Annotated in this window: 12 protein-coding genes; all 12 read left to right on the top strand. The window is 33.9% G+C overall.

Going from position 1 to position 13345, the window contains the following annotated elements; all coding sequences use genetic code 11:
- Positions 1-29 precede the first annotated feature (29 nt).
- Positions 30-1103 (top strand): glycosyltransferase family 4 protein, encoded by a 1074-nt coding sequence (locus K0O23_RS09040; RefSeq protein WP_219877100.1) that lies wholly within the window; start codon positions 30-32, stop codon positions 1101-1103.
- Positions 1096-1968: a glycosyltransferase family 2 protein gene (locus tag K0O23_RS09035; RefSeq protein ID WP_219877099.1), complete on the top strand. Its 873-nt coding sequence runs from the start codon at positions 1096-1098 to the stop codon at positions 1966-1968. The genes K0O23_RS09040 and K0O23_RS09035 overlap by 8 nt, the downstream gene beginning before the upstream one ends.
- A 62-nt stretch (positions 1969-2030) precedes the next feature.
- Positions 2031-2951, top strand: a complete 921-nt coding sequence (locus K0O23_RS09030; RefSeq protein ID WP_219877098.1) for a hypothetical protein — start codon at positions 2031-2033, stop codon at positions 2949-2951.
- 36 nt (positions 2952-2987) lie between these two features.
- Positions 2988-3941 (top strand): glycosyltransferase family 2 protein, encoded by a 954-nt coding sequence (locus tag K0O23_RS09025; RefSeq protein ID WP_219877097.1) that lies wholly within the window; start codon positions 2988-2990, stop codon positions 3939-3941.
- Between the two features lie 79 nt (positions 3942-4020).
- Positions 4021-5049, top strand: a complete 1029-nt coding sequence (locus K0O23_RS09020) for a glycosyltransferase (protein WP_219877096.1) — start codon at positions 4021-4023, stop codon at positions 5047-5049.
- Positions 5042-5923, top strand: a complete 882-nt coding sequence (locus K0O23_RS09015) for an FkbM family methyltransferase (protein WP_219877095.1) — start codon at positions 5042-5044, stop codon at positions 5921-5923. Before K0O23_RS09020 ends, K0O23_RS09015 begins: the two co-directional genes overlap by 8 nt.
- Positions 5905-7134, top strand: coding sequence for a glycosyltransferase family protein (locus K0O23_RS09010; RefSeq protein ID WP_219877094.1), 1230 nt, complete (start codon positions 5905-5907; stop codon positions 7132-7134). Before K0O23_RS09015 ends, K0O23_RS09010 begins: the two co-directional genes overlap by 19 nt.
- Complete coding sequence (locus tag K0O23_RS09005; RefSeq protein WP_219877093.1) at positions 7131-8435, top strand: glycosyltransferase family protein; 1305 nt, start codon at positions 7131-7133, stop codon at positions 8433-8435. Before K0O23_RS09010 ends, K0O23_RS09005 begins: the two co-directional genes overlap by 4 nt.
- Entirely contained in the window at positions 8432-9595 is a 1164-nt protein-coding gene (locus K0O23_RS09000; protein ID WP_219877092.1) for a glycosyltransferase family 4 protein, read from the top strand. The genes K0O23_RS09005 and K0O23_RS09000 overlap by 4 nt, the downstream gene beginning before the upstream one ends.
- Before the next feature lie 61 nt (positions 9596-9656).
- Positions 9657-11021, top strand: coding sequence for a hypothetical protein (locus tag K0O23_RS08995; protein ID WP_219877091.1), 1365 nt, complete (start codon positions 9657-9659; stop codon positions 11019-11021).
- A gap of 86 nt (positions 11022-11107) precedes the next feature.
- Positions 11108-12181: a glycosyltransferase family 4 protein gene (locus K0O23_RS08990; RefSeq protein WP_219877090.1), complete on the top strand. Its 1074-nt coding sequence runs from the start codon at positions 11108-11110 to the stop codon at positions 12179-12181.
- Positions 12178-13344, top strand: coding sequence for a glycosyltransferase (locus K0O23_RS08985; RefSeq protein ID WP_219877089.1), 1167 nt, complete (start codon positions 12178-12180; stop codon positions 13342-13344). The genes K0O23_RS08990 and K0O23_RS08985 overlap by 4 nt, the downstream gene beginning before the upstream one ends.
- The last annotated feature ends 1 nt before the right edge of the window (position 13345 follow it).

Raw genomic sequence — 13345 nt, 5'->3', positions numbered from 1 at the left:
AATACGGAGGTAGCGAGGTATTATGGTACATGACCGCAAAAGAAGCACTTTTAAATAATATCCCAATTTTGATAAGTGCAGATAAGTCTTACCTAAGGCACACCAAAATGGCTGAACTTATAGCATTAGGGGCAGATATACATGTCAGAGAAGATAATGTACCTGCTACTTTCGTACAAAAACTTAGTTTTAAAATTAAGTGCATCATTCCATGGCTAAATACATTTATCAAATTAAAGGGTTTTAGGCCAAGCTTGATTATTGTTAGTCAAAGAGGCACATATGATGCTGCTTCTCAGGTGATGATGTATAACTTTTTAACCAGAAGCAAGATTCCATTTGTCCTTATTTCTCAATTTCATGTAGAGCATAAAGCAAAGCTGAATGACAGTGTAATTCGTAGAGCAAGAGCGCTTTTTAATCTGACTCACCGGTTTTATTTCGTATCAGAGCGCAACAGAATGGCTTCAGAGGCAACTATTGGTAGAAAGATTGAAAATGCTTGTATAATAAATAATCCAATAAAGTTGCATACCGAAGAGCTTTTATGGCCACACGAGCACTATTATCACTTAGCTTGTGTGGCGCGAATAAACTTTAAAGTTAAACGGCAGGATTTAATAGTTAAGTTACTCCATAGTAGTAAATGGAGGAACAGAAATATTAAACTTAATCTTTACGGTGAGGGACCAGATGCTGGTGCGCTTCATAATTTGATCTCAAAACTTGGTTTAGATGAAAGTATTAAAATGCATGGGCAAGTTGAAAATTTAAAGGAAGTTTGGACAAATAATCATATGTTTATATTACCTTCTGTTGCAGAGGGCCTGCCTCTAGCCTTAATTGAGGCTAACTTGCTTGGAAGACCAGCTATTACTACAAGGGTAGGGGATAATGAAAGGCTTGTGAAGAATGGTATAACAGGATTTCTTGTAGATGATTTTTCTGAACAGGCTCTAGATTGTGCCTTAGAGCAAGCATGGCAGATTAGGGACAGATGGAAATTATTAGGGAATAATGCCTTCCACCATGCATTACAAAGTTTAGATGTTAATATACATAAAACTCTATTATCGCAATTAATAGAAATTGCTAATGAATAAACCTCTCGTAAGTGTTTTAATGACTTCTTTTAACAGAGAGAAGTACATTGCACAAGCAATAAAAAGTGTCCTTGATTCAACTTTAACAGATTTTGAGCTAATTATTGTTGATGACTGCTCAAAGGATAGAACTCTTTCGATAGCCAGAAGTTATGCCGCTAGAGATACTCGTGTGAAAGTTCATCTAAATGATTATAATCTTGGTGATTATGCTAATCGTAATAGAGCTGCTTTTTATGCAAAGGGTAAATATTTAAAGTATGTTGACGCTGATGATTACATTTATTCACATGGCCTTGAGGTAATGGTGAGTATGATGGAGCAGCATCCTGAAGCTGGATTTGGTCTGTGTACCATAGCGCCTTATTCTGAAAAACCTTTTCCAATTTGTCTTTCACCTAAAGAAGCTTATGAATTTAACTACTTGAAAAATGTGCCGATTTTTCATAGAGCTCCTTTGTCTTCCATTATTAAGAAAGACATTTTCGAGACCCAAGGAGGATTTTACAATCAGAGAATGGTGGGAGATTTCGAATTATGGCATAGGCTATCACTTTCGTACCCAATTGTGTTAATGCCCCAGGGGCTTATTTGGAATAGGGTACATGAAGGTCAAGAAATGAGTAGCCATAGTCGGTATGTTATGGATTATTTATTTATTGCTGAGAAGTATATAGAGCTTTGTTCTTTATCAGGTAAAAACAAAGCTTTCATTTTAGATAAAATCAGAAGGAATCAGCTAGTGACGATGATCAAGAATCCTATGGGGTTAGGATTTGTACAGAGGCTAAAATTGGTAAAACGTTCAAATATAAACCTTTTTAGAATATTCCATAGTTCATCTAGGTTTTCTAGTAATTCTTGACGCATGATCAGTTAAAATTTGGAATATTGACGGATTAACTTTCAAACTAAATATATACAGTAATGCAAAAAGATGCAGTCATTACCTTGGCTTTGAATTATGAGTATAAAGACCTTAAGGTTTTTTTAAATTCCCTAAATGCTACAGGGTTTGATGGTGTCGTTTTTCTCATTGTAAATAATAGAATTACTCCCCCTTTAGAAGCCTTCCGTTTCTCTATAGAACAAGTTATCATCAAAGGACTCAAAGTTGATTCAATTAAATACAAGTTAAGTATTAGAGAGTTGTTTACTAGTTTTAGCAGAAGAAGAACTTCTATTAGTATTAAAGATGCTTTATCAGGATCAAATTTTTCAGATGATGAAGTGCTACTAAAATTTGCAAGAACTTATCATTGTCAATTAGGTCGTTATGCAATCTACTTGTTAATTCTGCAGAAAAACCAGTTTCGTAAAGTCTTTTTAACAGATTCTCGTGATGTCTTTTTTCAATCTAACCCTTTTGATAATTGTCAAAAAGGGCTACATGTTTTTCAGGAAAACATTACTCAATGTATAAAAGATAGGTGGTACAACAATCAATGGGTTAAGCTGTCAACGAGCTATCTTAACTACCTCAGAATAAGAAATAAAGGAATCTTTTGTTCCGGTACTATATTGGGTGATCATGAAAGTACAATCAGCTTTTTAAAAACCTTTTTACTTTCTGTACCTGAGAATAATCTACCTTTTGATATTAAAGGAATAGATCAAGGATTGTTTAATGTCTTGATCCACACTAATAAGATACAACAGCCCCACATACACTCCAAACAAGAACATGTATTAACGCTGTCTGCTCTGAGCAAAACAGATTACAGTTTTGATGAAGATTTTATATATAATGCAAATGGTTATAAATCGGCTGTTGTGCATCAATATGACAGATGCGAAGATTTGGTGAAATTTATTGTTAATAAAACAGAATCCCAAAAGTCTTTTTAATTTAATTACTCAATTTCTAGAAGTTCTCTTTCGCCTATGATAGAAACAGTATCCGTCATTATTCCTGTGTTTAATTCATCTAAATATATAGAGGAAACTATAAATTCTGTTTTGAATCAAACGTGGAGTAACATTGAATTGATAATTGTTGATGACGGATCATCTGATAATACCCTTGATATTGTTTCCAAATTTGAAGGGGATAATCTTAAAGTTGTTAAACAGGCTAATTTAGGAGCCTGTGCTGCTAGAAATCATGGATTTAGTGTTTCTAAAGGAGATTATATTCAATTCTTGGATGCAGATGATGTACTAGCGCCTGATAAAATAGAGCTCCAAATTAAACAGTTACTGACTAGCAGAGCTCCATTAAAAAATATAATCCATTGCCAATGGGGGAGATTTTATAACTCAATCAGTGAAGATATAAGATGGGAGCCTCATGAGGATATACAAAGAGATCTTAGTCCGGCAGAATGGCTTATATATGATCGAATGTCTATGACAGGTTGTTGGTTAACACCTAGGCCTCTGATTGAGAAGGGCGGACTTTGGAATGAAAGCCTTAAACGTAATCAAGATGGAGAGTTTTTTTCCAGACTTCTTACTTATTCAGAGGAAGTACTTTATTGCTCTACTGCAAAAGTATACTATAGATCAGGTATTTATACTTCGGTTTCGGCAAATAATTCTGAACCTGCTGCATCTTCCGCATTGAAGGCTATAGATCTTATCAAAGGCTACACCTTAGATTTAGAAGACTCTGAAAGAGCAAGATTAGCAATGGCAAACAAGTATATAGAGTATGCATATGGACATTACATACAACATCCTAAGTTAGCTCTTGAAGCAGAGCAGAAAGCGATTGAATTAGGCAGTTCAACTGTTAATTTACCTGGAGGCAAACTCTTAAGAATATTAGATAATACGTTAGGCTGGAGAACAGCTTTGGATGTCAAAAAATACTGTTATAAGTTAGTAGGAAAGTGAATTTGTTAGTTTTGCATTGTTTAGTTTACCTTGTGATATTGTTTCTACCAATTGCACAGATCATTAGACACCATTTATTATGAGAATTCTACTTATCATGGATCCAGGCATAGCGGTACCCCCTAAAGGATATGGAGGGCACGAGCGATTGGTTTACATGTTTGCGCGGCAATACCAAAAGTTAGGCCATAAAGTGGATCTGTTGGTAAGTCCTGGTTCAGCTGTGGAAGGGTGTGTGGTTTATTCCTTCGGGCAAGATGGTTTCCCGCCAAAAAAATGGAACGCTTTAAAAGCAATTCCACAGGCTTGGCTATTTCTCTGGAAACACCGCAATAATTATGATATGATACACAATTTTGGGAGATTATTATTTTTACTTCCAGTTCTTAACCATAAGGTTAATAAAATTATGACCTATGGTCGCGAAATTGACAGTAGTAATATTAGAAAAATAGTAAAGCTGCCTCATAAAAACTTAGTGTTTACAGCTCCTAGTGATGATTGCGTTTCTACAGGTAGTGTCGCAGGTAAATGGGTTACAGTATATAATGCAATAGATTTCTCTAAGTATACACCTTCTTATTCTGTTGAGCCAGATGCTCCTCTTATATTTTTAAGTCGTCTGGATAGAGTAAAAGGTTGCCATATTGCGATAGAAGTTGCTAAGAGCACAAATAATAAATTAATTATAGCAGGTAATATTTCTACTATACCATCTGAGTTCGAATACTTTAAAAACGAAATCGAACCGCATATAGATGGAGAACAAATTATTTATGTTGGAACTGTAAATGATGAAGAAAAGAACTTTTATCTAAGACAGTCTAAAGCAATGCTCTTCCCGATAGATATAAGAGAAGCATTTGGTATGGTGATGGCTGAATCCATGGCATGTGGTACTCCTGTTATTGGATTCGGTTGTGGAGCTGTTCCTGAGGTTATTGAAAATGAAATTTCAGGGTATGTAGTCCCTACCAAGGAAGAAATGGTAGGTGCGCTAGCTAAGATAGAGCAGATTGATAGAAAGGGCTGTGCAAAGCGGGCAAGAGAAAGATTTGATGTTTCAGTTATAACAGAAAAATATCTAAAATTAGTTAGCTATGTATAGTTCATTACGTATTCTCTTAAGTTCTCCATATAATAAAAAGCATCCAATATTCGCAATCAAACGCTTTATAACTTGGAAATTTATAAGAGCTGCACGATTAAAAGATATTAAAGTCAACTTCTGGGGTGACAGGGTATTTTTAATTAATTATGATTCTTTTCAATCTATGTGGTTAATGTATAACTATATAGTTGATTGGGAAGAATTTAATCTGATCAAGGCTTATGTAAGACCTCACGATCAAATTGTTGATATAGGAACAAATATGGGTTTTTATAGTATCTGGATGTCTAAATTTTTAACATCTGGCAATGTACATTCTTTCGAACCTGATCATATGAATTATAACAGGTTGATAAAGAATATAGAATTAAATTCTTTGAATGATGTGATCATAGCTAATAATACTGCTTTGTCTAACTTAAGTGGGTTAATGAATTTTACTATTGGATTAGATGGAGAAAATCATATCGCGCAAAGTGAAGAATCAGAATCCATACTTGTAGAAACTTTAACACTAGATAGCTACGCAGATAAAAATAATTTATCTAATTTTAGTTACGTCAAAATAGATGTTGAAGGGTTTGAAAAGGATGTATTAGAGGGTGCTCGTAATCTATTAGCTCATCAGAGGATAGATATTATACAATTGGAAATCAATGATTCTTTAAAGAATTCAGGAACAAGTGTGGTAGAATTATTAGAGCAGCTCCAAAATTATAATTACATATTATGCAATTATAATTTTACTTCTAATTCTGTACATCCTATTGAATATTCTGCAAGTCGTGAGAATTATTTTGCAGTTAATAATATAAATTCAGTAAATCGACGATTGCTAGAAAATGCAAATAAATGCAATCCATTGTATTAGTTTCATCAGGACAACCATCAGCTAACCCTCGCTTAGTTAAAGAAGCTGTTGCTTTAAACGATGATGGTTATAATGTTACAGTTATTTACGTTCCTATATCACCTTGGGCTGATGAATTTGATGAAGAATTATTTCGCACCCATCCCACCATCAAGTTTATTCAAGCAGGTTACCATATTGAAAGCCAGAGGTGGAGCTATAAGTGGAGTAGGTTTAGAAGAAAGCTTCTTGTAGCTTTATATAAGATTACAGGTGACAAGTTTAATATTGCAGATTATAGTACAGCACTATTTGGTCAGGAGCTACTTAAAGAAGCGATAAAACAAAAAGCAGATTTATATGTCGCACATAATTTAGCAGCACTACCGGCAGCAGTCAAAGCTGCCCGTTTAAATGCTGCTAAAGTGGGATTTGACGCAGAAGATTTTCATAGGGAAGAATTCAATTCCTCGGGGGTAGAAAAAACGCTTACCATACAAATTGAAAATAAGTATTTTCCACATTTAGATTACCTTTCTGTTGCCAGTCCTTTAATAGGCAAAGCCTATGCTGAAATATTCCCTGAGCTAAATCCTTTAATAATAAACAATGTTTTTTCGGCTAAAGTAAATCCTCCTATAGCGAGCAATGGCTCTTCTACTTTAAGGCTGTTTTGGTTTTCACAATCTATCGGCAGGGGAAGAGGCATAGAAACGATTATAAAAGCTATGGGCATTCTAAATGATGTTTCTATTTCGCTTACTCTCCTAGGAAATATATCCGCTGAAATGAAATCATACCTCCTTAAAATAGCGGATGAAGCAGCTGCCCCATCGTCTTACATAACATTCAACCCTCCGGTTGCTGAGGCTGAAATCTTTAAAATTGCTTCTCAACACGACATTGGAGTAGGAGGTGAAATTCCAAGTTGTCTCAACAGGGAGTTCTGCTTAACAAATAAAATATTTACTTATTTATTAGCTGGTAATGCACTTGTACTTTCTGATACACAGGCACAGAAAAAGTTTTTGGAGGATTATCCTGCAGTTGGTTCTATATTTAGAAGTGAAGAGCCCGAGAGCCTGGCTTATGTATTAAGGCAGTATGCTAATGAACCTGATTTGTTGGTTACCCATCGTATGAATGCAAGAGAAATTGCTTTAAATGAGCTAAATTGGGAGAAGGAAAAGGAAAAGTTTATAGACAAAGTTGTGTCCGTTCTCTCAAAATGAAGAAAGTACTCATTGTTTCACCCTGTTTTCCTCCAGTTAACACAGCTGATATGCAGCGTGTTCGTATGAGCCTTCCTTATTTTAAGGAATTTGGCTGGATTCCAACTGTTGTTGCAGTAAAGCCAGAGTTTATAGAAGCACCGATAGATAATAATTTACTTTTAACGGTTCCAAGTGATGTTACAGTCTACAGCGTAAATGCTTTTAAGAGCTCTTATACAAGAAAGTTTGGTTTAGGAAATCTAGGATTTAGATCCTTTATCCAGCTTTTATTGAAATGCTACGCTCTATTTCGGAAAGAAAAGTATGACCTAATTTATATTTCTACAACAGCCTTTCCCGTTATGGCGTTAGGAAGGTTACTTAAGTTCTTATTTAGAAAGCCATTTATTCTAGATATACAAGACCCTTGGAGACAAGATTTTTATCTTGATAAACCGAAACATGAGCAACCTCCTAAATTCAAATATGCATATAAGGTAGATTCTTTCCTTGAGCGCTTTACTGTGCCTTATGCAGACGGAATTATTGCTGTTTCAGATGGATACATAAATACCTTTCATAAAAGGTACCCTTCAACTTTAAAATCAGAATCGGAGACTATAACTTTTGGAGCTTCTGAAATTGATATGAAAGTCCTTGAAAATATTAACTTTATAAATAAGTATTTTTCTAAAAATAAAGGTATTTTAAATCTGCTGTATGTTGGCCGTGGAGGTTACGATTTGCATTATTCATTAAACATATTGTTTAAAGCAATAGAGAGAGGTTTAAGTGAAGACAATTCGTTATTCTCTAAGATAAAGCTTCACTTTATAGGCACAAGCTATGCAAAAAATGGGACGGGTACAGAAACAATTAAACCATTGGCGGAAAAGTATCAGTTAAATGATATAGTAAATGAAGTAACTGACAGAATACCCTATTTTGAAGCACTCTTCCTTCTTTCAGAAGCAGATTTACTTATAGTCCCTGGCTCAACTGATATAAATTATACTGCCTCTAAATTATATCCTTATATACTTTCAAAGAAAAACATCCTAACTATCTTCCATGAGAATAGCAGTGTGAACGAAATAATTACCAGCACCCGAGCAGGCAGGACGGTAACATTTAACTTAAAAAATGACGACACTGAAAGGCTCATTAATGCGACTTTCCACAATCTACAAGAGTTAATTAATAAGCCGAATTTACACCTGAACATTGACTGGAGTGCCTTTTCCAAATTTACTTCTAGACACATGACGCAAAGGCAAACGGATGTTTTTGACAGAGTTTTAAGGAGATCTGCATTTTGAAAAAGTTAGCTATTATAACAACTCACCCTATTCAATATAATGCTCCTGTTTTTAAAATGTTAACAGATAGAGCAAAAGTTGATATAAAGGTGTTTTACACATGGGAACAAGCAAAGGAAAATTTTTTTGACGATGATTTCAAAAGAGAGATAAGCTGGGATATTCCCTTATTAGAAGGTTATAATTATTCATTTGTTGCGAATGTGGCAACAAAACCTGGATTACATCACTTTAGAGGAATAGACAATCCATCTCTTGTTACTGAAATAAATGCTTTTAATCCTGATGCTGTTTTAATATTTGGATGGAATTTTAAAAGTCATCTTAAAGTAATTAGATCCTTCCATAATAGAATTCCTGTGTTTTTTAGAGGAGATTCTACCTTACTTGACGAAAAGAAGGGTTTTAAAAAGTACCTAAGGAGATTGTTACTAACTTGGATTTATAGACATATTGATAATGCTTTATATGTGGGCCAAAAAAACAAGGAGTACTTCTTGAGTTGTGGTTTGAAGCCTGAACAATTGATTTTTGCACCGCATGCTATTGATAACGATAGGTTTCGTAGATCGCTACGTAATAACGACTATAGAAATAACATAATCAGTAGATCAAACTTAAATATAGTTGATAGTGATATAGTATTTCTGTTTGCAGGGAAGTTGGAAAATAAAAAGGATCCTATTCTACTTGCTAAAGCATTTAAATTATTAAATAGCAAAAGAACTCAACTAGTTTTTGTTGGAAATGGAGCGTTAGAGGAAAGGGTAAAAAATGAGTGCCAGGGTGTAAGTAACGTACACTTTGTTGACTTTCAGAATCAAACAGTAATGCCTTTTGTTTATGAACTTGCTGATGTATTTGTATTGCCTTCTTCAGGCCCGGGTGAGACATGGGGCTTAGCCGTAAATGAAGCAATGGCATGCGCTAAAGCTGTTTTGGTAAGTAATAAATGTGGCTGTGCAATAGATTTGGTTAAAGATAGCAGCAACGGTTTTGTTTTTGAAGCTAATAATCTCAAGGATTTGTTAGAGAAACTAAATTACTTTCTTCTTAATCCTGAAGAGTTAAAATTGATGGGGAGTGCATCTCAGGATTTGATAAATAATTGGAATTTTGAGGCTGTTTGTCAATCAGTTGAACGTTTATTACTCAAGTAGTATAAGTTCTTAAAGTGTTGCAAAATAATTTACTATACAACATATGTATATAACTTAACGAATGGTTATTTCTAATAGATATCTCTATACATCTCTTATTATTTTAACTGCATTTTTATACTTGCTTGCTTTCACCTCTTTTACAATTCAAGCAATTATAAGTGTAACGATCTTTATTTTTGCTGCTTATAAGTTTATATACGATTTAGGTAAAAATTTCTCTATTAAAGGGCTGATATTACTAATTGCATCTGCTCAGTGGTTACTTGCTCCTGTTTTAAATTATTATTTTCCAGTATCTAATATCTATTACAGGATGTTTGTGCCTGAGATCGTTTATTTACCCTACGCACTTTTAGGCACCTTTACATATTTTCTATTTTTATTAATTCCCATTTCTAAAGACAGTAATGTAGCATTTAATTCATTACCAAAAAGAGTTAACGAGTATTTAAATATAGAACTAAGCTCAAATGTAGGTATATGGATAGTAACTGTTGGTGTTGTTGCATCTTTTATTGATTCATTTTTACCCTCATCTCTAGCGTTTCTCTTCTATATTTTAAGGAGCTTTAGATTTATTGGTGCTTATTATCTTTTGCTTTCAAACCATAAATACAGAATACCTATTCTGGTATTTGTAATGGGGTGGCTTTTGTTAGAATCGATAAACTATGGAATGTTTCATGACCTGGTACTTTGGGTAGCCTTCTTATTTATAATTATTCTTATCAAATTCAGAATCAAAATGTGGCAAAAGCTTGCTGCAATGTTTTTGGCTGTTTTTTTCCTTCTTGCCCTTCAGTCTATCAAAAGTGATTATAGGAATAATATCTGGTATGGGGGAAGCAGTAATAAAGCCGAAGTGTTTTACACAATGCTCAGTGATAGGATCACCAATGTTGACCTACTTTTTAATCCTTTAGTATTAGATAATGCTTTATACCGATTAAATCAAGGTTGGATTATAGCCGCTATTATGCGTTGGGTCCCATATGGTGAACCATATGCTGAAGGTGAAACAATATCCACAGCTTTGAAAGGAAGCTTGCTACCTAGGTTTCTTGCGCCAGATAAGATTCAGGCAGGAGGACACTCTCATTTTGAAAGATTTACTGGCCAATATTTACCAGACACGGTAAGTATGAATCTTAGTGTGTTAGGTGAAGCTTACGCAAATTACAGCTTCTGGGGAGGTATAGTATTTATGGCAATTTTTGGTTTTTCTTTAAATTTAATTATTACTAGAATCTATAAGTATAGTATTACTACACCCACAATTGTTCTTTGGATGCCTTTACTCATGCAGGAATTTGTAAAAGCAGAGAATGACTTCAGTACTGGTATAAACCATTTTGTAAAGTCTGCTTTGGTTGTATTTTTTGTGTTTTGGTTCTGTAGATATGTTATTAAGGTTAAAATTTAACTTTGTATAACTTTAGTAAATTACCTTATATCTGTTTTCAAAATTAGTCAGATTGTTCTTGACCTGACTTGTAATAGTTAAGTTAAATGGAAAAAAATAAAACTTTATTAGTTTCAGCTGATTATAGACTTGCTTCGGGTGGAATCTCTAGAGTTGCACATCTAATAAATCAAGCTATACCCAATGAATTAATTTTTTCTCTTCATGGGAACAAAAATCTGAGCAATGGAAGAGAACATTACTTTGGGAATAACAGATTTGTATTTTTAACACGACTATTATTGAAGATAATATTTTCAAAATTTGATATCATTATCTTTGATCATCTTGGCGTAGCTAGTGCACTTTTGCTTGTACCTAAATTTTTATTGAAAAAGGTTATAATTTTTCTACATGATGAAGAGGCCTGGGTCGAGATTAAAGGTAGAAATAGAGCAGCTCTTACAAAAGCTGATATTCTACTTACTAATTCACAGTTCACTTTTGATCATTTTACATCAAAAAACCCTTTCTTTAAAGCTAAAACCAAAGTCTGTTTACTGGGTGGGGTACCTGAGAAGTTTGAAATAGAGCCTGATGCTCCAAGTAAAGAGTTTAGCACATGGTTTTTATCAGAAAAGCCATATCTGATTTTTGTTTCCAGGCTCTGGAAAAAGCATAGTTATAAAGGATATTGGGAGTTGTTACGGGCTTATGAAAAGCTTAAGACATTTTCTGATTTTAATTTGAGATTGGCTATTATTGGTAGAGGAGACGATGCAACACATGTTCAAGAATTTATTGTCAAAAATGATTTTGATGATAGGGTACAGATTTTTACTAATGTAACCGATAATGATTTAGCTTTTTTTTATAAAAATTCTGCAGGCTTAGTATTTCCAAGTACACGCGAAGGTTTTGGGTTGGTTTTTTTAGAAGCTATGTTTTTCAAAAAAGCCTCAATTGGTATAGTGAATCAACCTGCAGAAGAAATCATTATCCATAACAAGACAGGTCTTCTTTTACAGGATAATTCCCCAGATACACTTGCTACTACTTTATTGTTTTTAAACGAAGATCTGGAAAGACTAAGCGTTTGGGGTGAAAATGCTTATAAACTTTATGAATCAAAGTTTTCAAAACAAGCATTTATAGATCGTTTTATTGAAAACATTTCATGAGAATCCTTTTCATAACTCCATATTATAAGCCAGCCTGGTTTTATGGAGGGCCTTCTAAGTGTATAGCAGAACAGGCAGAAAGTCTTCAAAGGGAGAAGGATGTTTATGTTGAAGTAGTTACCCTAAATCAGAATGGTAGTGGTGAACTGTATCCTCATAGAGATAAACCAGTTGTGTTAAAAGTGGATGGAGTAAAAGTGCACTATCTCCCTATTTGGAAAAATACTTTAGGTAAAAAATATTTTATAGGTAAAGATGTAGAGTTATACTTAAATAATTTTCGTGATTATGATCTTATTCATGTTCATACCCTTTTTAACTTTATGTCTAAAACTGGTATGGCATTTTCTATAAAATTTAACATTCCATTTGTCGTTACACCGCATGGGATGCTAGATAAAGTATCTTTGTCTCGCTCATATTTATTAAAAATAATCCATCGTTTCTTTTATGAAGATAGATTTTTAAAAAAAGCTAAATTTATCCAATTTACAACTGATGGTGAGCAGAACGATGCTATATTCGAAAGGTTAAATCATGCTGGGGTTATCCCTATAGGAATAAAATTTGATAGCGGAGCAAGCAACAACAGAGTAATAGAAGGTGAGACTATAAGAAATAAGTTTAAGCTAGTCTTTCTTGGAAGAATAAATCGAATCAAAGGTTTGGATTTGCTCTTTAAGGCTATAGCATATCTTAATGAAGATATTAAGAGTAAAATCACCGTCGATATTTATGGAGACGATGATGATAATTATTTAGATGAATTGTTGCAACTGCGAAAACGCCTTGAATTAACAACAATTGTAGTATTTAAAGGAAAGCTTGATCCTGCATTACGTAATGAGACTTTAGGTGCATATGATGCTTTAGTACTTACAAGTTATCTAGAGAGTTTTGGTCTTGTAGTAGTAGAGGCATTGGATTTAGGTTTACCAGTACTTGTCACAGAGAGAGTAAAGCTTGCTAATTTAATAATAGATAATAATTGTGGTTGGGTTTCCTCTCTTAATGTTGAAGAGGTTGCTGCCACAATAGTGCTTGCTTTCAACTCTGGTTATAAAGCAAGATATGAAATGGGTGTTAGAGGTGCAAAAGCAGTAAGGGTTAATTTTTCACTTGATAAAGTTACAGCGGATCTCATTAAGGTTTATAAAAGATAGC

It is taken from the genome of Pontibacter aydingkolensis (genome assembly GCF_019443125.1).
GTDB classification, from domain to species: Bacteria; Bacteroidota; Bacteroidia; order Cytophagales; family Hymenobacteraceae; genus Pontibacter; species Pontibacter aydingkolensis.
This window is presented reverse-complemented; position numbering and strand designations above follow the sequence as displayed.

Excerpts from the sequence above, each read along its gene's own strand:
- K0O23_RS09040 (WP_219877100.1), top strand. The coding sequence starts at position 30 with ATGACCGCAAAAGAAGCACTTTTAAATAATATCCCAATTTTGATAAGT.
- K0O23_RS09035 (WP_219877099.1), top strand. The coding sequence starts at position 1,096 with ATGAATAAACCTCTCGTAAGTGTTTTAATGACTTCTTTTAACAGAGAG.
- K0O23_RS09030 (WP_219877098.1), top strand. The coding sequence starts at position 2,031 with ATGCAAAAAGATGCAGTCATTACCTTGGCTTTGAATTATGAGTATAAA.
- K0O23_RS09025 (WP_219877097.1), top strand. The coding sequence starts at position 2,988 with ATGATAGAAACAGTATCCGTCATTATTCCTGTGTTTAATTCATCTAAA.
- K0O23_RS09020 (WP_219877096.1), top strand. The coding sequence starts at position 4,021 with ATGAGAATTCTACTTATCATGGATCCAGGCATAGCGGTACCCCCTAAA.
- K0O23_RS09015 (WP_219877095.1), top strand. The coding sequence starts at position 5,042 with ATGTATAGTTCATTACGTATTCTCTTAAGTTCTCCATATAATAAAAAG.
- K0O23_RS09010 (WP_219877094.1), top strand. The coding sequence starts at position 5,905 with ATGCAATCCATTGTATTAGTTTCATCAGGACAACCATCAGCTAACCCT.
- K0O23_RS09005 (WP_219877093.1), top strand. The coding sequence starts at position 7,131 with ATGAAGAAAGTACTCATTGTTTCACCCTGTTTTCCTCCAGTTAACACA.
- K0O23_RS08995 (WP_219877091.1), top strand. The coding sequence starts at position 9,657 with ATGGTTATTTCTAATAGATATCTCTATACATCTCTTATTATTTTAACT.
- K0O23_RS08990 (WP_219877090.1), top strand. The coding sequence starts at position 11,108 with ATGGAAAAAAATAAAACTTTATTAGTTTCAGCTGATTATAGACTTGCT.
- K0O23_RS08985 (WP_219877089.1), top strand. The coding sequence starts at position 12,178 with ATGAGAATCCTTTTCATAACTCCATATTATAAGCCAGCCTGGTTTTAT.